The organism is Rhodanobacter sp. UC4451_H18 (assembly GCF_052978225.1).
This window is the reverse complement of record NZ_CM129663.1, coordinates 334129-354718: the sequence shown is the minus strand read 5'-3', so window position 1 is coordinate 354718 and position 20590 is coordinate 334129. Positions and strand designations below refer to the sequence as shown.

Genomic DNA, 20590 nt, shown 5'->3' with positions numbered 1-20590 from the left:
GATACCGGGACGCCGCCCAACGACGCGTTTGAGCGCGGGCACATGCCGGGCGCGAGCACCACGTCGCGCCTGCCCACGAACAACCATGAACATGCGCTACCCACTGCCAGCCGTGGAACACGGCTCTCCAGACAGGCCTTGATGAGCACTGAATCCGTCGTCGAGCAGTCCGATCCGGGCGCCGCCACGCCCGACGCATTTGCCGCGGTACCGCAACAACAGGAGATGCCGCTGGCCATCGTGCGCGGCGAACCGATGCTGCAGATGCCGCAGGATCTGTACATCCCGCCGGACGCGCTCGAGGTCATCCTGGAGTCGTTCGAAGGTCCGCTGGACCTGCTGCTGTACCTGATCCGCCGACAGAACCTGGACATCCTGGACATCCCGGTTGCCGAGATCACCCGGCAGTACATGACCTACATCGAACTGATGCGGGACGTGATGCGGCTGGAGCTGGCCGCCGAGTACCTGCTGATGGCGGCGATCCTGGGCGAGATCAAATCGCGCCTGCTGCTGCCGCGTCCGCCGCTGGAAGAAGGGTTGGAAGACGACCCGCGCGCCGAACTGGTACGCCGTTTGCAGGAGTACGAGCGGTTCAAGCGGGCGGCCGAGGACATCGAGGCCCTGCCGCGCATGGAGCGCGACAGCGTGGTGGTGCATGCCGACACCGGCGAGCGCAACGTGATCCGGCTGCCGCCCCCGCTGGAACTGACCGAGCTGCTGCTGGCACTCAAGGACGTGATGCACCGGGCCGAACTGTTCGGGCATCACGCGATCAAGCGCGAGGCGCTCAGCGTGCGCCAGCGCATGGGCGAGCTGCTGAGCCGGCTGGAGGACGACACCTTCCACCGGTTCGAGGACCTGTTCGACCTGGCCGAAGGCCGCCCGGGCATCGTGGTGACCTTCCTGGCGATGCTGGAGCTGGCCAAGGAAATGCTGATCGAGATCGTGCAGGAAGTGCCGCTGGCGCCGATCTACGTCAAGGCCAAGGCCAGCCATGAGGAGCCCGCCGAACTGCCGGCGGAAGACACACGAACGGGCGAATCGGCGCTGGCCGAACCGTCCGGCGACTGATCCACCCATCGACCGATCCATCCCTGGACCGACCCACGCCGACCCGGCACCGACTCGAACCCATGCAGATCGACCAACTCAAACCCATCATCGAGGCCGCCTTGCTGGCGTCGACCCAACCGATGACCCTGCCCCAGCTCGGCGACCTGTTCAACGAAGACGAGGACGTCGGCTCGCAGCAGATCGCCCAGGCGCTGGAATCACTGGCCGGCGACTGTGAAGGGCGCGGCATCGAACTGAAGGAGGTCGCCTCCGGCTTCCGCTACCAGGTGCGCCAGGACGTGCATCCGTGGATCTCGCGGATGTGGACCGAGCGACCCAGCCGCTACTCGCGCGCCCTGCTGGAAACACTGGCGCTGATCGCCTACCGGCAGCCGATCACCCGTCCCGAGATCGAGCAGATCCGCGGCGTGGTGGTGTCTTCCAACATCATCAAGACGATGGAGGAGCGCGAGTGGATTCGCGTGGTCGGCCATCGCGACGTGCCCGGCAAGCCGGCGTTGTTCGGCACCACGCGCGCGTTCCTCGACTACTTCAACCTCAAATCGCTCGATCAGCTGCCGCCGCTGTCGGAGATCCGCGACATGGAAGATCCGCAGATGCGCTTCGAGCCCGACCCGCTGCCGGCGCACGTCGGCCGCGACCTGCCCATCGACCCGGACGACGACGCGGACGACCAGGTTGCGGAAACGACCGATCCGGGCGAAACCGACCCCCCGCGCGAACCGCTGTCCGACGCCGAGTCAGGCACCGGATCACCGATCGACGCCCACCACCCCACCCTCGCCGCCGACGCCCAGGCGTCCAGCGGCTCATCCGGGCCTGACGAAGCTGCCGACCATCCCGGTTCGCCTTCCGTCAGCCCGTCGACCACGGCCGTCGAAACCGACGCCGACGATCAAGATACCAAGGAGCAAAGCGCATGACTGCGCCGCAAAAATCCGTTCTTACCCTGAAGCGCGACACCCGCGCAGCCACTGACGGACCGGCCCTGGAGGAACGCCTGCACAAGGTGCTCGCCAACGCCGGCCTCGGCTCGCGCCGCATGCTGGAACAACGCATCCAGGCCGGAGAGATAGAGCTCAACGGCAGCCCCGCCGAGATCGGCATGAGCGTCAAGGCTGGCGATCGCGTGGTCATGGACGGCAAGCAGTTCGTGGTGGCCACCGACAACCGCGATGACGCCGAAGTGCTGATCTACCACAAGCCCGAAGGCGTGCTGACCACCCGCGACGATCCCGATGGCCGCCCGACCGTGTTCGAGCAACTGCCGCAACTCAAAGGCGCGCGCTGGGTTGCCGTGGGCCGGCTGGACATCAACACCACCGGCCTGCTGCTGCTGACCACCGACGGCGAGCTGGCCAACGGCTTGATGCATCCCAAGAGCGGCATGGAGCGCGAGTACCTGTGCCGCGTGCACGGCGAGGTGCCGGACGAGGTCATCGAACGCCTGAAAGCCGGCGTGGAGCTGGAGGACGGCCCGGCCCGCTTCGACGAGATCGCCGTGATCAGCCGCGGCGGCAGCCACAGCTGGTTCCGCGTGGTGATCCGCGAAGGCCGCAACCGCGAAGTGCGCCGCTTGTGGGATTCGCAGGGCTTCCTGGTCAGCCGGCTCAAGCGCATCCGCTACGGCCGGATCGAGCTGCCGCGCAACCTGCGTCGCGGCGAATGCGAGGCGCTCGACGCCGACAGCGTCAAGCAGTTGCGCCAGACCAGCGGGCTCGGACTCCCCCAGCCGGTGCTGACGCTGAGCCCGATCCTGCACCAGCGCCGTGCCACCCGCGGCGTCACCGAATATCGCCCGGAGCACGGCACCGGCAGCGCCTGGACCAGCGGCCAGGACGAGGCGCGCGAGCTGCGTGCCTACGACCGCATTCGCGAAGAACCCGCACGCGGACGCAAATCCGCGCCGCGCAACGGCCGCGAGGTCAACGGCAACGTGGCGGCACCTGAGCGGGCGCCGGGGAATGCGAAGCGGCACGGCAAGGGCCGTCGTGTGGCACCGGGCCAGGAGCTGCCTTCGGTGCGCACCTGGTTTGCCGGCGAGTCTCGCGATGGCAGCCCCCGTCCCGGCGGTCGGCGCGGCTTGGCCGGTGCCACCACCGGCAACCGTGGCGCGGCGGGTGGCCGCTCACGCGGCGCCCCCGCTGCCGGCAGCCCCTACGCCGGCACGGGCGGCGGCGGCAACCGCGCGCCTGCCAACCGACCCGGCCACGCCGGTCGTGGCCAGGGCGGCAACCGCGCCCCGGGCAGCCCGCGGCCCAAGGGCCATGGCGGCGGACGCCCGCCGGGTCGCGGCGGCAACCGCTCCGGCAACCGTTGAGGGCGAGCGATGATCCGCATCTACCACAACAACCGCTGCTCCAAGTCGCGCGCCACGCTGGCCCTGCTGCAGGAACGCGCCGACGACGTCGAGGTAATCAACTACCTCGACACGCCACCCACCGCGACGGAACTGGTCGACCTGCTCAAGCAACTGGGCATGACCGCCCGGCAATTGCTGCGCACCGGCGAAGCGGAGTACACCGAGCTCGGCCTGGATTCGCCCTCGCTCGATGACCAGTCGCTGATCGCCGCCATGGTGGCGCACCCGCGCCTGATCGAACGACCGATCGTGGTGGCCAACGGCAAGGCCGTGATCGGCCGGCCGCCCGAATCGGTGCTGGCCATCTTGTAGGAGCCCGCACGCGCCCGGTGCCGGTCAGCGCTCGTCAATCCGCGTCAAGCGTGAATGAGTCCGCATCCATCCATGCCGGGAAGCGTTCGCGATGCGCCAGCAGTGGGGCCGGGTCGAGAGTGACGGTGACCACCTGCTCCTGCGCACCCAGTTCCACCAGTGCCTCGCCCACCGGATCGATCACCGCGCTGTCGCCGGCATAGGCGATCTCGTTGCCGTCCACGCCGACCCGGTTCACGCCGACCACGCAGGCGAGGTTCTCGATCGCCCGCGCGCGCAGCAGGGTACGCCAGGGATGCCGACGCGCAGCCGGCCAGTTCGCCACGAACACCGCCAGGTCGTAATCCATGCCACCACTGGCCGATGCGAGCCGGCGATTGCGCAACCACACCGGAAAGCGCAGGTCGTAGCAGACCTGCGGCAGGATGCGCCAACCCTTCAGCTCGACGATTGGGCGCCGGCTGCCGCTGCCGTAGCGGGTGTGCTCGCCGGCCATGCGGAACAGGTGGCGCTTGTCGTACTGCTCGAAGCTGCCGTCCGGGCGCATCCACAGCAGGCGGTTGTAGACCACCTCGTCCTCGCGGATCGCCACGCTGCCGCAGATCACCGCCCCCACCTCGACGGCCAGCGCGCGCAGCCAGGCGATGCCCTCGCCCTCCATCGTGTCGGCGCTGGCGCGGGTATCGTTGCTGAAGCCGGAGAGGAAGGTTTCCGGCAGCACCACCAGATCGCTGCCGCGCGCACGACGCACCAGCTCGCCGTAATAGTCGCGGTTGGCCGGCGCGTCGTGCCAGCGCGTGGCGCCCTGCACCAGCGACACGGTCAGCGGCAGCATCGTCACAGCCGGCACAGCCGCTCGGCGGCCGCCTCCATGGTGGCGTCGCTCTTGGCAAAGCACAGCCGCAGCAGGCGCGTGCCCGGCGGGCGTTCGCAGAACGGCGTCAGCGGAATCGTCGCCACGCCGCCGTGCTCCACCAGCCAGCGACTGAAGGTGAGATCGTCCTCGTCGCGGATCGCCGAGTAATCGACCAGCTGGAAATAGCCGCCCGGCACGTCGAGCAGCTTGAAACGCGAGGGCGCCAGCAGCGCGCGGAAGCGGTCGCGCTTGGCCCGGTAGAACGCCGGCAATTCCAGGTAGTGTTGCGGCGTGCTGGCCATGAATTCGGCAAATGCCACCTGCGCCGGATGAAACGTGCAGAAGGTCAGGTACTGGTGCACCTTGCGAAATTCGGCCGACAACGCGGCCGGCGCCACCGCATAACCGACCTTCCAGCCGGTGCAGTGATAGGTCTTGCCGAACGAGGAGACCACGATGCTGCGTTCGGCCAGTTCCGGGTGGCGCAGCACGCTCTCATGGGCACCTTCGTAGACGATGTGCTCGTACACCTCGTCGGACAGCACCACGATGCCGGTATCGCGCACGATCGCCGCCAGCTCGTCCAGGTCGGCCGCCGAGAGCACCGCGCCGGAAGGATTGTGCGGGGTGTTGATGAGGATCATGCGCGTCTTCGGCGTCACCGCGTCGCGCACGCGCTGCCAGTCGATCGCGAACGCCGGCACGGTCAGCGGGATGTGCACCGCGCGCGCGCCCTGCAGCTCGATCGCCGGCTCGTAGCAGTCGTAGGCCGGGTCGAACACGATCACCTCCTCGCCCGCGCGCACCGTCGCGGCGATTGCCGCGAAGATCGCCTCGGTGGCGCCGGAGGTGACCGTGATGTCGGTATCGACGTCGAGCTTGCGCCCGTACAGACGCGCGGTCTTCAGCGCAATCTGCTCGCGCAGGGCGGCGGTGCCGTGCATCGGGGCGTACTGGTTCCTGCCGGTGTTCATCGCCCGCGTCAAAGCATCGCGCAGCTCCTGCGGCGGTTCGAAATCGGGGAAGCCCTGGCCGAGGTTGACTGCCTGGTGCTGCAGCGCCCACTGGCTCATCACGCTGAAAATCGTCGTACCGACCTTGGGCAGCTTGGTTTCAATCATCGTCATCTGGCCGTTTGGATGTCCATAAGGGAATCAGCGTAGCGCATGGGCCGGGTCGCCTGCATCAGGCAGGCGGCAGCTCGGCCTGCGGGCGTTTGCTGCACTGCTGGTGTTTCAGCAACGTGGTTTCCGGCAGGCGCTCGGCCAGGAAATCGACCAGCGCGCGCACGCCCGGCAGCATGCCGCGCCGGCTGGGGTAGACGAAATGCATGATGCCCTCGGGCATGGTCCAGTCCGGCAACACCACTTCCAGTTCGCCGGCGGCAATCGCCGGCGCGCACACGAACTCCGGCAGCAGGGCCACGCCCAGGCCGCGGCGGGCCGCCTCCAGCAGCACGGCGAAATCGCCGGTGATCAGGCGCGCCTGCACCTCCACGTTGACCTGCTCCCCGCCGGCGTCGATCAACTCCCACGTCTGCGCGCCTTCGTGCTCGCGCATCGACAGCGCGGGCAACCGGGCCAGCTCCTCCGGCGTCGCCGGGCGCCCGGTGACCTTCAGCAGCGCGGGGCTGGCCACCAGGGTGGTGCTGGAATGGCCGAAACTGCGGATCACCAGGTTGGCGTCGGTGTCCAGCTTGCTGCGCACGCGAATGGCCAGGTCGAAGCCCTCGCCGATCACGTCGATACGGCGATCGTTCGCCAGCAGACGCACCTGCATCTTCGGGTACATCGCCAGGAAATCCGGCAGCAGGTACGCCAGCACGGTCTGCGCCAGCGAAACCGGGCAGCTCAGGCGCACGACACCGCGCGGCTCGGCGCGCAACTCGTCCACCGCGTCCTGCGCCGCCTGGGCCTCTTCCAGCACTGCACGGCAATGGGTGTAGAAGCGCTCGCCGACCTCGGTAACCACGAACCGGCGGGTGGTTCGCTGCAGCAGGCGCACGCCGAGCCGCTCCTCCAGCTGGGCCACCCGCTTGCTCAGGCGCGACTTGGGCACGCCCAGCGCGCGGCCGGCGGCGGAGAAGCCGCCGTGCTCGACCACCGCCGCAAAGAAGTACAGATCGTTCAGATCCTGCAAGGCACCGCTCAGTTGCGTCATCTTCGTATCCATCTACGAACCACGGCCATCGCGCCAGCGTAGCACCGCGGTTCGACTGCGCCAGCCGCCGCTGGAAATTGCCGGCCGGCATTGACACACTGGCGCACCCAACTGCCGGAACCTCCACATGACTCCGTTCCCGCGCGTGCTCCTGTTCGCCGTGCTGCTGGCGAGCGCCCCGCTGGGCCATGCTGCCAAGCTGCTGGTCAGCAACGTCAACGGCTACACGCTGGACAGCCACGGCCAGTTGCAGCAATTCCAGGCGCTGCTGGTCGATGACGGCAAGGTGGTGGCCACCGGCAGCACGGCCGAACTGCAACAGCGTGCCGATGGCGCCCGCGTGTTCGACGGCCGCGGCCGCACCCTGCTGCCCGGCCTGATCGATGCGCACGGCCACGTGCTGGAACTGGGCTACGCGCGCAACAGCGTCGACCTCAGCGAGACCCGCTCCCTCGACGAGGCGCTGGCCAAGGTGAAGGCCTACGCCCAGGCGCATCCGCAGGCGAAATGGATCCGTGGCGGCGGCTGGAACCAGGTGATCTGGAAACTCGGCCGCTTCCCCACCGCCAGCGAGCTCGATACCGCGGTCGCCAACCGGCCGGTATGGTTGAGCCGCGTGGACGGCCACGCCGCGTGGGCCAACAGTGCAGCGATCAAGCTCGCCGGCGTCACCCGCGCCACTGCCGACCCGGCCGGCGGACGCATCGAGCGCGACGCGCAAGGCAATCCGGCCGGCGTGTTCGTCGACGGCGCCACCGAGCTGGTCGACACCCACGTGCCGGCGCTGACCGCGGCGGAGAAAGCCGCTGCGCTGGACACGGCGCTGGCCGAGATGGCCCGCGTCGGCCTCACCGGCGTCAGCGATGCCGGCATCGATCTGGACAACTACCGGCTCTACCGGCAGTACGCCGACGCGCACAAGCTGACCGCGCGCATCTACGCGATGATCCGCGATACCGGCGAGTCCTTCGACGTCATCAGCAAGGACGGTCCGCTGATCGGCTACGGCAATGATTTCCTCACCGTGCGCGCGGTCAAGCTGTTCGCCGACGGCGCACTGGGCAGCCGCGGCGCCGCGATGCTCAAGCCCTACTCCGACGACCCGCACAACAGCGGCCTGCTGTTCATGTCGCCTGCCACCATGACGGCCAAGATCGACAAGGCATTCGCCAAGGGCTACCAGGTCGGCATCCACGCCATCGGCGACCGCGCCAACCGCGAAGTGCTGGACAGCTTCGCCGCGGCCTATCGCAGCCACCCCGACGCCAAGGCGTTGCGCAACCGCGTCGAGCACGCGCAGATCGTCTCGCTGGAGGACATCCCGCGCTTCGTGCCGCTGCAGCTGATCGCCTCGATGCAGCCCACCCACGCCACCTCCGACATGAACATGGCCGAGGATCGCGTGGGCCACGAACGCATCAAGGGGGCTTACGCGTGGCAGCGCTTCCTGAAACAGGGCACGGTGATCGCCGCGGGTTCGGATTTCCCGGTCGAGTCGCCCAACCCGTTCTTCGGGCTGTACTCGGCCGTCACCCGCGAAGACCATCAGGGGCAGCCGCCCGGCGGCTGGTATCCGCAGCAGGATCTGAGCCTGACCCAGGCCCTGCGCGCCTTCACCCTCGATGCGGCGTACGCCGAGCATGCGGAGAACCGCATCGGCACGCTGGAGCCCGGCAAGTGGGCCGACTTCATCCTGGTCGACCACGACGTATTCAAGGACCCGGCCAGCAAGCTCTGGAACACCAAGGTGCTGCAGACCTGGGTCGGCGGCAGGCAGGTGTACGCGAAGAAGGATTGATCACCTCCCCTGACGACCCGAGAAGGCCGGCTGCGAAGCCGGCTTTTTGTTTGGAGCAGGGAATAGGGAATGGGGAATAGGGAATAGAAAGAGCGGAAAAGCGCCGCCCTGATGCTCTTGGCTTCGGCTATTCCCTATTCCCTATTCCCTACTCCCCCGCCCCATAGGCCATCAGTCATGTAGTCAAATCCGAATTTCCCCTTGACGGCTCAAAAGTCGGTGATATAGTTCACTACAACACCACTCACCCAGAGCACCAAAGGAGGTTCGACATGAAAGCGTACAAACTGATCGCCGGCGCCGCGGCCATCCTGCTCACCTTCGCGAGCCTGCGCGCCGTCTTGTACAACGTCGACGCCTGGCAGCCGATCGGCAACAGCCACACCAGCACGCCGGCCCACGTCACCAACCTGGCCCCGGTCACCGTGCATCCGAGCGCCGCCGAACGGCGTGCCGCGGCACTGATCGACGACGGCAGCGCCGCCAACCTGGCCGCCGTGCCTGCCGACGCGCAGCTGCGTCTGGGCGAGGCGATCGAGCCGCTGGGCCTGCTCGGGTCGCAGTGGGTCATGCCCTACTATTCGTTTGGCAAGAAGTTCGGCCGCATCACGAAGGAATAACCATGACCATCGCCTGGAACGACAGCGTCCCGATCTATCGCCAACTGCACCAGCGTGTGGTGGCGATGATCCTGGACGGCGCCTTGAACGAAGGCGACCCGCTGCCGTCGGTACGCCAGGTAGCGGCGGATTATCAGATCAACCCGCTGACCGTATCGAAGGCGTACCAGGAACTGGTCGACGAACAACTCGTGGAGAAAAGGAGGGGTCTGGGCATGTTTGTCATCGAAGGGGCGCGCGATGCGCTGCTCAAATCCGAACGCGAGCGCTTCCTGCGCGAGGAATGGCCGGCGCTGCATGCCCGCCTCCAGCGCCTCGGACTGGATCTCAAGACCCTGATGCGGGAAGCCGGCAACCACCAGGAGCCATCAGCATGAGCGCGGTCATCACGGCCAGCGGCCTCGGCAAGCGTTACAAGTCGACGGTCGCGCTGGACAACGTCAGTTTCCAGGTCGAACCCGGTCGCATCGTCGGCCTGATCGGCCCCAACGGTGCCGGCAAGACCACCGCACTGAAGGCCATCCTGGGCCTGACCGACTTCACCGGCGAGCTGAACGTGCTGGGTTTCGACCCGCGCAAGCAGCGCGACCGGCTGATGGGCGAGGTGTGCTTCATCGCCGACGTGGCGGTGCTGCCGCGCTGGATTCGCGTGCGTGAAGTGGTCGACTTCGTCGCCCACGTGCATCCGCGTTTCGACCGCGCCAAGTGCGAGGCCTTCCTTGCCCGCACCAAGCTGCAGCCCGAACAGCGCGTGCGGCAGATGTCCAAGGGCATGATCGTGCAGTTGCACCTGGCGCTGGTGATGGCGATCGACGCCAAGCTGCTGATCCTGGACGAGCCGACCCTGGGCCTGGACATCCTCTACCGCAAGCAGTTCTACCAGAACCTGCTGGAGGACTACTTCGACGAGAACAAGACCATCATCGTCACCACCCACCAGGTGGAGGAAGTCGAGCACATCCTCACCGACCTGATGTTCATCCGCGACGGCAGGATCGTGCTCGACGCGGACATGGACGCCGTGGGCGAGCGCTACATCGAGGTGATGGTCAACGCCGACCGGTCCGAGGCCGCCCGTGCGCTGAAGCCGCTGGACGAGCGCCAGGTCTTCGGCAAGAGCATCTTTCTGTTCGACGGTGTCGGACGCGCGCAACTGGAAGCCCTGGGCGAAACCCGGCGGCCATCCATCAGCGACCTGTTCGTCGCCACCATGAAGGGAACCTACGCATGAACACCTTCCTGTGGTTGGTCAAACGCGAATTCTGGGAGCACCGCGGCGGCTTCCTGCGTGCGCCGGTGATCACGGCCGCGATTTTCCTGGTGCTCAACCTGATGGGCATCGTGACCGGCGAGGTGATGGGCCGGCAGATGGGCTTCCACCTGGGTATGGGCAGCAACAACCTGCACCTGCTCACCCAGGACCTGGACCAGCGGTCGATGGAGGCGGTCGGTGCCGGGCTGGACCTGGTGATGTACTCCTCCACCATGATCATCGGTATCGTGCTCGGCTTCGTGGTGTTCTTCTACTGCCTCGGCGCGCTCTACGACGATCGCCGCGACCGCAGCATCCTGTTCTGGAAATCGCTGCCGGTGTCGGACACCGCAACCGTGCTGTCCAAGGTCTTCTCCGCCACCGTGGTCGCGCCGTTGATCGCGGTGGTCGTGGGCGCCCTCACCGGGATCGTGATGCTGCTGATGTTCGCCATCACCCTGTCCCTGCATGGCGTCAGCGTGTGGCACCTGCTGGGCCTGTCGCACCCGCTGCAGGTGATCGCCAACCTGGTCGGCTCGATCCCGCTCTATGTGTTGTGGGCGCTGCCGACGGTGGGCTGGCTGATGCTCTGCTCGGCCTGGGCGCGCAGCAAGCCCTTCCTGTGGGCGGTGGCATTGCCGGTGGGCGTCGGCATCGTGATCGGCTGGTTCAACCTGCTGGGCACGCTGAATATCTCCAACGACTGGTACTGGCGTGGCGTGGTGGCCCGCATCCTGGGCAGCGTGTTCCCGGGTGGCTGGTTCAGCGAGGTCAGCGGCATCGGCGGCGACAACCCGGCGCAGGTGCTCTCCACCCTGAGCGTGATGCACAGCTACAGCGCGATGGGCTCGATGAACCTCTGGATCGGCGTGGCCGCGGCCGCCGCCATGCTGGCTGGTGCGATCTGGTTCCGCCGCTGGCGCGACGACAGCTGAGTTGCGTTCCAACACACGACTTGGAGAAGCACCCATGAAATACCTCACCCTCAACGCCCTCGCCCTGGCCTTGCTGTTGCCGCTGGCCGCCTGCGGCCAGTCGGACCACACGGACTCCCAGCCGGCCTCCTCGGCAACCACCGCACAAACTGCCGGTGACAAGGCGCCCACCTCGTGGGTGGCCCGTCGCGTCGACGACGCCATGCAGAAGGCCCGGCAGGAACTGGCGACCAAAAACATCGACGTGGACACCGTCCACATCGGCAGCACCCTGCGCATGGGCCGCTCGACATCCAACGCCCAGATCACGCCGCAAGGCGAGCTGCTGATCGACGGCAAGCCGGTCGCCGCCACGCCGGAGCAACGGCAGCTGCTGCTGGACTACCGCCACCGCGTCATCGACATCGCCGAGGCCGGCATGGCGATCGGCACGCAAGGCGCGGACCTCGGCATGCATGCCGCCAGCGCAGCGCTGAGCGGCGCGTTCAGCGGCAAGAGCGACGCGGAAATCGAGGCGGCGATCAAGCCGCAGACCGACCGCATCCAGGCCGCCGCCCTCGAACTGTGCAAACGCCTGCCCGACCTGCGCGCCGCCCAGCAGCAGCTGGCAACCACGATGCCCGCATTCAAGCCCTACGCGACGATGACGGAGGAAGACGTGCAGGACTGCGACAAGAACATTGCCAACTCGGGCCACAAGAAAGGCGTGACCGTGCTGTCGTTCTGAGGACGGGATTCGGGATTCGGGATTCGGGATTCGGGATTCGGGATTCGGGATTCGCGAGAGCAAAAGCAAAGGCGTCGCCCGCGAGCGGGCTTCTACAAGATGACGGAGGCTGCAGGAGCCCGCTCGAGGGCGATGCCTTTGCAAATCACCAATCCCGTATCCCGAATCCCTGGTTGTCTATTTTTCGTGGATGCCGCCGCGGGTCAGCGCCATCGGGTCGAGCAGCTTCTTCAACTCGTCCTTTTTCAGCCCGGTGGTTTCCAGCGCCACGTCCATGATCGGCCGGTGCTGTTTGTACGCCTGCTTGGCGGTGGCCGCGCCCTTCTCGTAGCCGATCACCGGGTTCAGCGCGGTGACCAGGATCGGGTTCATCGCCAGCGCCTGATTCACCCGTGCCTTGTTGACCTTGAACCCGGCGATGGACTTGTCCGCCAGCAGCACGCTGACATTGGCCAGGATGCCGATCGACTGCAGCAGGTTGTGCGCGATCAGCGGCAACATCACGTTGAGCTGGAAATTGCCGGACTGGCCGGCGATGGTGATCGAGGCATCGTTGCCGATCACCTGCGCGGCCACCATCGCCACCGCCTCGGGGATCACCGGATTGACCTTGCCCGGCATGATCGACGATCCCGGCTGCAGCGCCGGCAGCTCGATCTCGCCCAGGCCGGCCAGCGGGCCGGAGTTCATCCAGCGCAGGTCGTTGGCGATCTTCATCAACGCGACGGCCAGCGTCTTCAACGCGCCGGACAGCTCCACCGCCGCATCCTGCGCGGCCATGCCCTCGAAGTAGTTTTGCGCCGACTCGAACTTCACCCCGGTCAGCTTCCTCAGCTGCGCGGCCATCGCCGGGCCGAACTTCGGGTCGGCGTTGATGCCGGTGCCCACCGCGGTGCCGCCCTGCGGCAGTCGGCGCATGCGCTTCAGCACATCCTCGATCCGCTCGATGGCCGCGCCGACCTGCGCCGCCCAGCCCGACAGTTCCTGCCCGAAGGTGATCGGCATCGCGTCCATCAGGTGGGTGCGGCCGGTCTTGGGCGTGTTCTTCAGTTCGCGCGCGCGCTTGTCGATCGCCTTCTGCAAGTGCTTCAGCGCCGGCAGCAATTGCTCGCTGGCGGTCAGCGTGGCGCTGACGTGGATGGCGGTGGGGATCACGTCGTTCGAGCTCTGCCCGTAATTGACGTGGTCGTTCGGATGCACCTTCGCACCCGCGGCAACCGCCAGGTGCGCGATCACCTCGTTTGCATTCATGTTGGTGCTGGTGCCCGAACCGGTCTGGAAGATGTCGATCGGGAATTGCGCGTCGTACTGGCCGTCCGCCACCGCCAGCGCCGCCTTGCGGATCGCCGCCGCCTGACCCTTCTTCAGATGGCCCAGCGAAAGGTTCACGTCGGCCGCGGCGGCCTTGATCAGCCCCAGCGCACGGATGAACGGCCGCGGCAGGTGCAGGCCGGAAATCGGGAAGTTGTCGATCGCGCGCTGGGTCTGCGCGCCATACAGCGCGTCAGCCGGGACTTGCAGCTCGCCCATGCTGTCGTGTTCGATGCGGAAGCCGCTCATGGTTTGTTCCTTCGGTGGATGGGAGAAGCCAGATCCTGGAGAATTCCCCTCGCCCCAGCGCAAGCTGGGGCCCAGTGACTCGTGCCCTTGAAGACCAAAGGCACTGGATTCCTGCTCGCGCAGGAATGACGGGCAAAAAGCCGTTTGATGGCTCGCCACTATAAGCCGCAAGGCAGTGCGCCGCCGGCAATGTAAAATGCCCGTTTCCCCTCGCCGGAACGCCCCGATGTCCAACCACGCCCTGACCGCCCTGTCGCCGCTGGACGGCCGCTACGCCAGCAAGGTCGAAGCGCTGCGTCCGATCTTCAGCGAGTTCGGGCTGATGCATCGCCGCGTGCAGGTGGAGATCGAATGGCTGCTGGCCCTTGCCGCCGAGCCCAAGATCGTCGAACTCCCCGCCTTCGACGCGACCCACGTCGCCACCCTGAAAGCCATCGCGGAGGACTTCAGCGAAGCCGACGGCGAGCGGATCAAGGCGATCGAGGCGACCACCAACCACGACGTCAAGGCGGTCGAGTACTTCATCAAGGAGAAGATCGGCGCCGAAGCCAGCCTCGCGCAGGCGAAGGAGTTCGTGCACTTCGCCTGCACCAGCGAGGACATCAACAACCTCTCCTACGCGCTGATGCTGCGCGACGCGCGCCGCGGCGTGCTGCTGCCGCAGCTCGATGCGCTGATCGACACGCTGCGCCAGATGGCGCACGACAACGCCGGCCTGCCGCTGCTCTCGCGCACGCACGGCCAGACCGCCTCGCCCAGCACGCTGGGCAAGGAGATCGCCAACGTGGTGGCGCGCCTGGAACGTCAGCGCAAGCAGCTGGCGGCGGTCGAAGTCTCCGGCAAGATCAACGGCGCGGTGGGCAACTACAACGCCCACGTGATCACCTACCCTGAAATGGACTGGCGGGGTTTCTCGCAGCGCTTCGTCGAAAGCCTCGGCCTCGACTACAACGCCTACACCACCCAGATCGAGCCGCACGACAACGTCGCCGAATACTGCGACGCGGTGCGCCGCGCCAACATCATCCTGATCGACCTGGCCCGCGACATCTGGGGCTACATCTCGCTGGGCTACTTCAAGCAGACCTTGAAGGCCGGTGAAGTCGGCTCCTCGACCATGCCGCACAAGGTCAACCCGATCGACTTCGAGAACGCCGAAGGCAACTTCGGCCTCGCCAACGCGCTGCTGGGTCACTTCGCCGAGAAGCTGCCGATCAGCCGCTGGCAGCGCGACCTCACCGATTCCACCGTGCTGCGCGCGCTCGGCACCGCCTTCGGCCACACGCTGGTGGCGCTGGAATCGCTGAAGAAGGGCCTGGGCAAACTCAACGTCAACGCAGAACGCATCGCCGCCGACCTCGACACCAGCTGGGAAGTGCTGGCCGAAGCCGTACAGACCGTGATGCGTCGCTACGGCCTGCCGCAACCCTACGAGCAGCTCAAGGCACTGACCCGCGGCCACGGCATCACCAGGGATTCTATGCGCGAGTTCATCGCCGGGCTTGAACTTCCGGCGGATGCGAAACAGCGCCTGCTGGAGCTGACGCCGGCCGGCTACATCGGGCTGGCAAAGCGCCTGGCGAAGGAAATCTGATCGCTCCGCGCGGCACGACAACCGGCACCATCCCGCGCGCGATTGCGTCGAACCGGCAGTACGCCTTAGGCTCGGCGCTTGCGATCATCCCGGGGAAGTCGACATGCATCCATTGCGCGCGCTCACACTCTCTGCCGTCGTTGCCGCCACCTTTCTTGCCGGCTGCTCCGCCGACGCCTCGCTGTCGGGCCAGTCCACGCCGGCCGCCGCATCCAGCGTCCACGCGGCGGACGCCGGCCGCAACGCGGCACTGGCAACGGACGTCGACGCGTTTCTTGCCGGCTACTTCCAGCACTACCCGGTGTTCGCGGCCAACGCCGGCAAGCACGAGTTCGACGGCCGTCTGCCCGATTTCAGCGCCGAAGGCCTGAAGGCCAACGCGGACTGGCTGCATGCGCAAAGGAAGAGCTTTGCCGCATTCACCGATGACGAGCTGGACGCCCGCGGCCGATTCCAGCGCGACTACGTACTGGCGGTGATCGACGGCCAATTGTTCTGGCTGGAGGATTCGGGCGCACCGTACAAGAACCCCACCTTCTACACCGGCGACCTGTCGCCGAGCATGTACCTGACCCGGCCATACGCGCCTCTGGCGCAGCGCATGGCGGCCTTCGTGACTTACCAGGAGGCGCTGCCCAAGGCGCTGGCGCAGATCAAGGCCAACCTCAAGCTGCCACTGCCCGCCTCGTACATCGACGTGGGCGTCAATTCGTTCGCAGGCTTCGCCAGCTTCTTCAAGACCGACGTGCCCGGCATCTTCGCCCAGGTGAAGGACGATGCCCTGCAGGCGCGCTTCAAGGCCAGCAACGCCGCCGCCATCAAGGCCTCGCAAGAGCTGGCCGACTGGCTCAAGGCGCAGAAGCCGCACGCCACCCAGGACTTCGCGCTGGGCGCGGACAAGTTCGCGAAGATGCTGCATGCCACCGAACGGGTCGACCTTCCGCTGGACCAGCTCAAGGCGATCGGCGAATCCGATCTTGCGCGCAACCTTGCCTCGCTCAAGAGCGCCTGCGACAAGTTTGCCCCGGGCCAATCGCTGAAGGATTGCGTGGCGAAGGAGAGCGCCGACAAACCCGTCGGCGGAGCAGTCGAAGGCGCTCGCGCGCAGCTCGCCAGCCTGCGCCAGTTCATCGTCGACAAGGATCTGGTGAGCATTCCCGGCACCGAGCAGGCCAAGGCCGAAGAGGCGCCGCCGTTCAACCGCTGGAACTTCGCCTATATCGAGATTCCCGGCCCGTACGAGAAAAACCTGCCGTCGGTGTATTACATCGCGCCGCCCGACCCGACCTGGAGCAAGGCCGACCAGGCCGCCTACGTGCCGGGCAAGGCCGCGCTGCTGTTCGTCTCCGCGCATGAAGTCTGGCCCGGCCACTTCCTGCAGTTCCTGCACGCCAATCGTGCGCACTGGAAGTTCGGCCAGTTGTTCGTCGGCTACGCCTTCGCCGAAGGCTGGGCGCACTACACCGAGGAAATGATGTTCGACGCCGGCCTCGACGGCGCCACGCCGGAAGTCCACATCGGCCAGCTCACCAACGCCCTGCTGCGCGACGTGCGCTATCTCTCCGCGATCGGCCTGCACACCGGCGGCATGAGCATGGCCCAGTCCGAGCAGATGTTCCGCGACAAGGCCTTCCAGGACCCCGGCAACGCCCGCCAGCAGGCCGCCCGCGGCACCTACGACCCGGCCTATCTCAACTACACCATGGGCAAGCTGATGATCATGCAGCTGCGCAAGGACTGGATCGCGGCGCACCCCGGCCCGAATGCGCTGAAGGCCTTCCACGACCAGTTCCTCAGCTACGGCGGCCCGCCGATTCCGCTGGTGCGCCAGCAGATGCTGGGCGGCAAGGTGGAGGCGAAGCTGTGGACGGTGGATGAGGTGACGGACGCCAAGGCGACTGCGGCGGTCGAGTAGCCTGGAACACGGCATGTCGAAGGAGTCGACCCGTGCCACCGGCTACTGGAACAGCACCGCCAACCAGGCTGTCGCAGCAGCGGCAGATGCACTCGCCACGCGCATGGCGATATGGGGAAGAGCCGGCGGACAGTGCCTGGCCTGCGACGACCGGCTCCTTCGCCTGCAGGCGAAGGAGCCCGCGGCACATGCCTACGGCGCCGTCGGCATGATGTAACCCGGCGGCAAGGTGTGCTTCTCCCGCATCGCCTGCATGTAGCGGTCGCGCAGCATCGTCTGGCGGCTGACCATGGGAATCTTGCGGCCGGCGATGAATACCTGGTCGGCGAAGCTGGACAGTTCCAGCGGGTCGCCGCTCCAGATCACCACGTCGGCCAGCTTGCCCTGCTCCAGCGTGCCCACATCCTGGTCCATGCCGTAGATCCGCGCCGGGTTCAGCATCAGCGCCTTCAGCGCGTCGAGCCACGGCAGGCCGTTGGCCACCGCATTGCCGGCAGCCTGGGTGACATTGCGCGCGTTGTGGGTGTCGCCGGTGGCGAAGGCGATCATCACGCCGGCTTTCTGCAGACGCGCGGCGTTTTCCAGGGTCGAGCCCAGCGTCTCGAAATGTGCCGGCAGGTCTTCCAGCGGATTGAGCAGCACCGGCACGTGGGCGGCGGCGAGTTCGTCGGCGACCATCCAGGCTTCGGCGCCGCCGGAGACGATCAGCTTCAGCTTGAAGTCGCCGGCCAGCCGCAACGCCGCCTCGATGTCGCTGGCACGCTCGACGTGGAGCACCAGCGGCTCCTTGCCCGCCAGCACCGGGCCCAGCGCCTCCAGGTCCAGCCGTGTCAGCGCGTACGTGCGGCGCTGGTTGCTGGCATAGGCGCTGGTGTTGTCGGCGTAGTCCTTCGCATCCTGCAGCGCCTCGCGCAGGGCCAGCATGGCGGCCGCGCGCGAGCCGCCGGCCTGGGCGGCGCCGGTCTCGCCCAGCGCGGCGAACATCGCTGCCGCATCGCGATGGATGAAGCCTTCGGTGGAACCCAGGTCGATGATGGCGCCACGGCCGGCGATGATGTGCTTGTCGCCGTTGGTGGGCGACACCATCGCGCGGGTGACGCCGGCGATCCGGTTGACCGGGATCAGCATCGAGCGCGGGTTGATCGCGTCGGCCACGTCGAACGCGGCGCTGAAACGCGAGTCGCCGGCCGAGGCGTCGCGGGTTTCCTTCACCGCGCCCACCTCGACGATGCCGAACTGGCTTTGCGGGTCGAAGATGCCGGGCGTGACGATCTTGCCGGTGGCGTCGATGCGCTCGGCATCGGCGGGAATCTCGACGTTGGCGCCCACCGCGGCGATCCTGCCGTTCTTGACCAGCACCGTGCCGTGCTCGATCTTGCCGGCGGCGCCCAGCGTGTACACGGTGCCGCCGGTGATGGCGTAGGTCTTGCCATCGCCGGCAGCGTTGCCATTCGCAGGCGCCGCGGAACTGGCCGCCGCGGTATCGGCATGGCGGTCCGAACGGTCGGCCGGGCTGCAGGCGACGCAGAGCATCGCCAGGATCATGGCCAGGTATTTCATCGTGCGCCCTCCCCTGCGGCGTCGACATGCGGGTCGATGAAGCTGCCCAGCATGAAATCGGAGGTCGATTGCCGCTGCGGTTCGTCGCGCTCGTAGACCACGGCGCCGTCGAGGAACACCTTCTCGGTGCGCGCGTAGACGCTGAACGGGTCGGCGCTCCAGATCACCACGTCGGCATCCTTGCCCGGTTCCAGCGAGCCGATGCGGTCGGCCAGGCCCAGCGCCTTGGCCGGGTTGAGCGTCATCCACATCACCGCGTGCTCCTTGCTGATGTCGAGCCCGGCACGCCGCCCTGCTGCCAGCGCCTTGGCCACTTCCTGGTTGAGGCGCTGGATGCCGTTCTCGTCGTCCGAGTGGATCATCGCGCAGGCGCCGCCGGCATCGACCATCGCGATGTTGGCGCGGATGCCGTCCCACGCTTCCATCTTGAAGCCCCACCAGTCGGCCCACATCGCGGCACAGGTGTCGGCCTTGGCCAGCAGGTGCGGAATCTTGTACGCCTCGACGGCGTGGTGGAATGCGGCGATCTTGAAATCGAACTCCTGCGCCACGTCGAGCAAGGCGGCCATCTCGTCGGCGCGGTAGCAATGCATCTGTACGCGGATCCTGCCGCCGAGCACTTCGGCCAGGGTTTCCTTGCCCAGATCGCGCTTGGGCGGCGGGCCGGCCTCCGTGGCGCCCTTGGCCTTGACCTTGGCCTCCCACGCCTTCCACTCGCGGTCGTAGGCCTGCGCGTCGGCGAACGCCTGCCGGTAACCGGCGACGTCGCCCATCAACGTCGACGGAAACTGGTGGCGGCTGCCGTAGACCCGCATCGGATTCTCGCCGCAGGCCATCTTCAGGCCATACGGCGCATCCGGAAACTTCATCCCCTGCACGGTGGTGGCCGGCACGTTCTTCAACACCACGCTGCGCCCGCCGATCAGGTTGCCGGAACCGGGCAGGATTTCCAGCGTGGTCACGCCACCGGCGCGCGCGGTGTTGAAGCCCGGGTCCTGCGGCCACACCGAATGCTCGGCCATCACCTGCGGCGTGGTCGGATTGGTCATCTCGTTGCCGTTGGCGGTGGCCTCCACCGCGGGCGACGGATACACGCCGAGATGCGAATGCACGTCGATCAGCCCGGGCGTGACGAACTTGCCCTTGGCGTCGATCACCACGGCGTCGGCTGGCGCCTCGACCTGCTTGCCGATCGCCGCGACCTTGCCGTCGCGCAACAGCACCGACCCATCGTCAATGCGCTCGCCGGTACCGGTGTAGATCGTCGCGTGCCGGATCAGCGTGGTCTGCGCAGGCAGCGGCTGGTAGGTGGACGGGAAGGCGTCCGGCGGGAATTCGGTGGGCTGCGGTGACGCGGCCTGGGCGACCGCCCCGACGGATACCCCCAGCCATGCGGCAAGCATCGCCGCGCGCATACATGACGATTTCATCTTCGCTCCCGAGTCGGCCCCAATGCCACGCCAGCCCTGGCTGCGATGCGCGGCGCGTCCGTTGTCGCCACCGGCGAACCGTACAGGGAAGTGGCGGCAAAGTCTCGCCGGGGAATCACTCCAACAGGTGCTTCGACTCACCCCGCATCGACCGCATCGCTCGACTTCCGCCGCCCTCTTTCCCCGGACGCCCGCGGGCCGATCGCTCAATCCATCCGCGTGTACTGCAGGCTGACGGCCAGCGCCTCCTTGCCGTTGCGGGTCTCGTAGTATTCGTAGACGAAATGATCGCCGTCGGCGATGCGCATGACTTCGCGCACCGGCACCGGCAAGCCGTCATTGCCGGCCATCTCGCCAGTAAACGTATAGGTCCGGCTCGCCGCGTCGTAGCTGCCGTGGGCGAGGATCATCCCCGAGAAATTGGTGTAATGA

At 67.1% G+C, this 20590-nt stretch carries 20 protein-coding genes; 13 read left to right on the top strand and 7 right to left on the bottom strand.

Annotated elements, in window-relative coordinates:
• Window positions 1-141: 141 nt before the first annotated feature.
• The 4 genes from ACVCMG_RS01790 (at window position 142) to arsC (ending at window position 3751) form a co-directional block, all read left to right on the top strand.
• Complete coding sequence (locus ACVCMG_RS01790) at window positions 142-1074, top strand: segregation and condensation protein A (protein ID WP_395118666.1); 933 nt, start codon at window positions 142-144, stop codon at window positions 1072-1074.
• A gap of 62 nt (window positions 1075-1136) precedes the next feature.
• The gene (gene scpB / locus ACVCMG_RS01785) at window positions 1137-2000 is read left to right on the top strand and encodes an SMC-Scp complex subunit ScpB (protein WP_447106153.1); all 864 of its coding nucleotides are present in this window, start codon (window positions 1137-1139) and stop codon (window positions 1998-2000) included.
• Window positions 1997-3397, top strand: a complete 1401-nt coding sequence (locus ACVCMG_RS01780; RefSeq protein ID WP_447114752.1) for a pseudouridine synthase — start codon at window positions 1997-1999, stop codon at window positions 3395-3397. Before scpB ends, ACVCMG_RS01780 begins: the two co-directional genes overlap by 4 nt.
• 9 nt (window positions 3398-3406) lie before the next feature.
• Complete coding sequence (arsC, locus tag ACVCMG_RS01775; protein ID WP_447106154.1) at window positions 3407-3751, top strand: arsenate reductase (glutaredoxin); 345 nt, start codon at window positions 3407-3409, stop codon at window positions 3749-3751.
• A gap of 34 nt (window positions 3752-3785) precedes the next feature.
• Here the strand turns inward: arsC and ACVCMG_RS01770 are convergent, their stop codons facing one another.
• From ACVCMG_RS01770 to ACVCMG_RS01760, 3 genes are all read right to left on the bottom strand, one after another.
• Window positions 3786-4586 (bottom strand): amidohydrolase, encoded by an 801-nt coding sequence (locus ACVCMG_RS01770; protein ID WP_395118674.1) that lies wholly within the window; start codon window positions 4584-4586, stop codon window positions 3786-3788.
• A 2-nt stretch (window positions 4587-4588) separates the two neighbouring features.
• Complete coding sequence (locus ACVCMG_RS01765) at window positions 4589-5728, bottom strand: pyridoxal phosphate-dependent aminotransferase (protein ID WP_447115429.1); 1140 nt, start codon at window positions 5726-5728, stop codon at window positions 4589-4591.
• A gap of 64 nt (window positions 5729-5792) precedes the next feature.
• The gene (locus tag ACVCMG_RS01760; protein WP_395118678.1) at window positions 5793-6767 is read right to left on the bottom strand and encodes a LysR substrate-binding domain-containing protein; all 975 of its coding nucleotides are present in this window, start codon (window positions 6765-6767) and stop codon (window positions 5793-5795) included.
• 127 nt (window positions 6768-6894) lie between these two features.
• Between ACVCMG_RS01760 and ACVCMG_RS01755 the strand changes: the two genes are divergently transcribed.
• The 6 genes from ACVCMG_RS01755 to ACVCMG_RS01730 all read left to right on the top strand — a co-directional run bounded on the left by ACVCMG_RS01755 (window position 6895) and on the right by ACVCMG_RS01730 (window position 12099).
• Complete coding sequence (locus ACVCMG_RS01755) at window positions 6895-8565, top strand: amidohydrolase (protein WP_447114751.1); 1671 nt, start codon at window positions 6895-6897, stop codon at window positions 8563-8565.
• Between the two features lie 272 nt (window positions 8566-8837).
• On the top strand, window positions 8838-9185 hold the full coding sequence (locus ACVCMG_RS01750) for a hypothetical protein (RefSeq protein WP_447114750.1): 348 nt from the start codon (window positions 8838-8840) through the stop codon (window positions 9183-9185).
• A 2-nt stretch (window positions 9186-9187) separates the two neighbouring features.
• Window positions 9188-9562 carry a GntR family transcriptional regulator gene (locus tag ACVCMG_RS01745; RefSeq protein WP_395118684.1) on the top strand — a complete coding sequence of 125 codons (375 nt, stop codon included), beginning with the start codon at window positions 9188-9190 and terminating at the stop codon, window positions 9560-9562.
• Complete coding sequence (locus tag ACVCMG_RS01740; RefSeq protein WP_395118686.1) at window positions 9559-10416, top strand: ABC transporter ATP-binding protein; 858 nt, start codon at window positions 9559-9561, stop codon at window positions 10414-10416. The genes ACVCMG_RS01745 and ACVCMG_RS01740 overlap by 4 nt, the downstream gene beginning before the upstream one ends.
• Entirely contained in the window at window positions 10413-11372 is a 960-nt protein-coding gene (locus tag ACVCMG_RS01735; RefSeq protein ID WP_395118688.1) for an ABC-2 transporter permease, read from the top strand. The genes ACVCMG_RS01740 and ACVCMG_RS01735 overlap by 4 nt, the downstream gene beginning before the upstream one ends.
• A gap of 34 nt (window positions 11373-11406) precedes the next feature.
• Entirely contained in the window at window positions 11407-12099 is a 693-nt protein-coding gene (locus ACVCMG_RS01730; RefSeq protein WP_447114749.1) for a hypothetical protein, read from the top strand.
• Window positions 12100-12276: 177 nt separating this feature from the next.
• Here ACVCMG_RS01730 and ACVCMG_RS01725 read toward each other — a convergent pair whose 3' ends face one another.
• Window positions 12277-13659 carry a class II fumarate hydratase gene (locus tag ACVCMG_RS01725; RefSeq protein WP_447114748.1) on the bottom strand — a complete coding sequence of 461 codons (1383 nt, stop codon included), beginning with the start codon at window positions 13657-13659 and terminating at the stop codon, window positions 12277-12279.
• A 226-nt stretch (window positions 13660-13885) separates the two neighbouring features.
• Here ACVCMG_RS01725 and purB point away from each other — a divergent pair, with 226 nt between their 5' ends.
• The 3 genes from purB (at window position 13886) to ACVCMG_RS01710 (ending at window position 17385) form a co-directional block, all read left to right on the top strand.
• Window positions 13886-15253: an adenylosuccinate lyase gene (purB, locus tag ACVCMG_RS01720; protein WP_447114747.1), complete on the top strand. Its 1368-nt coding sequence runs from the start codon at window positions 13886-13888 to the stop codon at window positions 15251-15253.
• 103 nt (window positions 15254-15356) lie between these two features.
• On the top strand, window positions 15357-17168 hold the full coding sequence (locus tag ACVCMG_RS01715; RefSeq protein WP_447114746.1) for a DUF885 domain-containing protein: 1812 nt from the start codon (window positions 15357-15359) through the stop codon (window positions 17166-17168).
• A 13-nt stretch (window positions 17169-17181) separates the two neighbouring features.
• Window positions 17182-17385, top strand: coding sequence for a hypothetical protein (locus ACVCMG_RS01710; protein ID WP_447114745.1), 204 nt, complete (start codon window positions 17182-17184; stop codon window positions 17383-17385).
• On the opposite strand, the gene ACVCMG_RS01705 is transcribed toward ACVCMG_RS01710, so the two are convergent.
• The 3 genes from ACVCMG_RS01705 to ACVCMG_RS01695 form a co-directional block, all read right to left on the bottom strand.
• On the bottom strand, window positions 17361-18728 hold the full coding sequence (locus ACVCMG_RS01705; protein WP_447114744.1) for an amidohydrolase family protein: 1368 nt from the start codon (window positions 18726-18728) through the stop codon (window positions 17361-17363). The two genes, ACVCMG_RS01710 and ACVCMG_RS01705, sit on opposite strands and share 25 nt — an antisense overlap.
• Window positions 18725-20143, bottom strand: a complete 1419-nt coding sequence (locus ACVCMG_RS01700) for an amidohydrolase (RefSeq protein ID WP_447115428.1) — start codon at window positions 20141-20143, stop codon at window positions 18725-18727. Before ACVCMG_RS01700 ends, ACVCMG_RS01705 begins: the two co-directional genes overlap by 4 nt.
• A gap of 221 nt (window positions 20144-20364) precedes the next feature.
• The gene (locus ACVCMG_RS01695) at window positions 20365-20568 is read right to left on the bottom strand and encodes a DUF1579 family protein (RefSeq protein ID WP_447114743.1); all 204 of its coding nucleotides are present in this window, start codon (window positions 20566-20568) and stop codon (window positions 20365-20367) included.
• Window positions 20569-20590: the final 22 nt, after the last annotated feature.

What these genes read in the sequence shown, in the direction of transcription:
- ACVCMG_RS01790 (WP_395118666.1), top strand. Translation starts at nt 142, where the DNA reads ATGAGCACTGAATCCGTCGTCGAGCAGTCCGATCCGGGCGCCGCCACG.
- scpB (WP_447106153.1), top strand. Translation starts at nt 1,137, where the DNA reads ATGCAGATCGACCAACTCAAACCCATCATCGAGGCCGCCTTGCTGGCG.
- ACVCMG_RS01780 (WP_447114752.1), top strand. Translation starts at nt 1,997, where the DNA reads ATGACTGCGCCGCAAAAATCCGTTCTTACCCTGAAGCGCGACACCCGC.
- arsC (WP_447106154.1), top strand. Translation starts at nt 3,407, where the DNA reads ATGATCCGCATCTACCACAACAACCGCTGCTCCAAGTCGCGCGCCACG.
- ACVCMG_RS01770 (WP_395118674.1), bottom strand. Translation starts at nt 4,586, where the DNA reads ATGCTGCCGCTGACCGTGTCGCTGGTGCAGGGCGCCACGCGCTGGCAC.
- ACVCMG_RS01765 (WP_447115429.1), bottom strand. Translation starts at nt 5,728, where the DNA reads ATGATTGAAACCAAGCTGCCCAAGGTCGGTACGACGATTTTCAGCGTG.
- ACVCMG_RS01760 (WP_395118678.1), bottom strand. Translation starts at nt 6,767, where the DNA reads ATGACGCAACTGAGCGGTGCCTTGCAGGATCTGAACGATCTGTACTTC.
- ACVCMG_RS01755 (WP_447114751.1), top strand. Translation starts at nt 6,895, where the DNA reads ATGACTCCGTTCCCGCGCGTGCTCCTGTTCGCCGTGCTGCTGGCGAGC.
- ACVCMG_RS01750 (WP_447114750.1), top strand. Translation starts at nt 8,838, where the DNA reads ATGAAAGCGTACAAACTGATCGCCGGCGCCGCGGCCATCCTGCTCACC.
- ACVCMG_RS01745 (WP_395118684.1), top strand. Translation starts at nt 9,188, where the DNA reads ATGACCATCGCCTGGAACGACAGCGTCCCGATCTATCGCCAACTGCAC.
- ACVCMG_RS01740 (WP_395118686.1), top strand. Translation starts at nt 9,559, where the DNA reads ATGAGCGCGGTCATCACGGCCAGCGGCCTCGGCAAGCGTTACAAGTCG.
- ACVCMG_RS01735 (WP_395118688.1), top strand. Translation starts at nt 10,413, where the DNA reads ATGAACACCTTCCTGTGGTTGGTCAAACGCGAATTCTGGGAGCACCGC.
- ACVCMG_RS01730 (WP_447114749.1), top strand. Translation starts at nt 11,407, where the DNA reads ATGAAATACCTCACCCTCAACGCCCTCGCCCTGGCCTTGCTGTTGCCG.
- ACVCMG_RS01725 (WP_447114748.1), bottom strand. Translation starts at nt 13,659, where the DNA reads ATGAGCGGCTTCCGCATCGAACACGACAGCATGGGCGAGCTGCAAGTC.
- purB (WP_447114747.1), top strand. Translation starts at nt 13,886, where the DNA reads ATGTCCAACCACGCCCTGACCGCCCTGTCGCCGCTGGACGGCCGCTAC.
- ACVCMG_RS01715 (WP_447114746.1), top strand. Translation starts at nt 15,357, where the DNA reads ATGCATCCATTGCGCGCGCTCACACTCTCTGCCGTCGTTGCCGCCACC.
- ACVCMG_RS01710 (WP_447114745.1), top strand. Translation starts at nt 17,182, where the DNA reads ATGTCGAAGGAGTCGACCCGTGCCACCGGCTACTGGAACAGCACCGCC.
- ACVCMG_RS01705 (WP_447114744.1), bottom strand. Translation starts at nt 18,728, where the DNA reads ATGAAATACCTGGCCATGATCCTGGCGATGCTCTGCGTCGCCTGCAGC.
- ACVCMG_RS01700 (WP_447115428.1), bottom strand. Translation starts at nt 20,143, where the DNA reads ATGCGCGCGGCGATGCTTGCCGCATGGCTGGGGGTATCCGTCGGGGCG.
- ACVCMG_RS01695 (WP_447114743.1), bottom strand. Translation starts at nt 20,568, where the DNA reads ATGATCCTCGCCCACGGCAGCTACGACGCGGCGAGCCGGACCTATACG.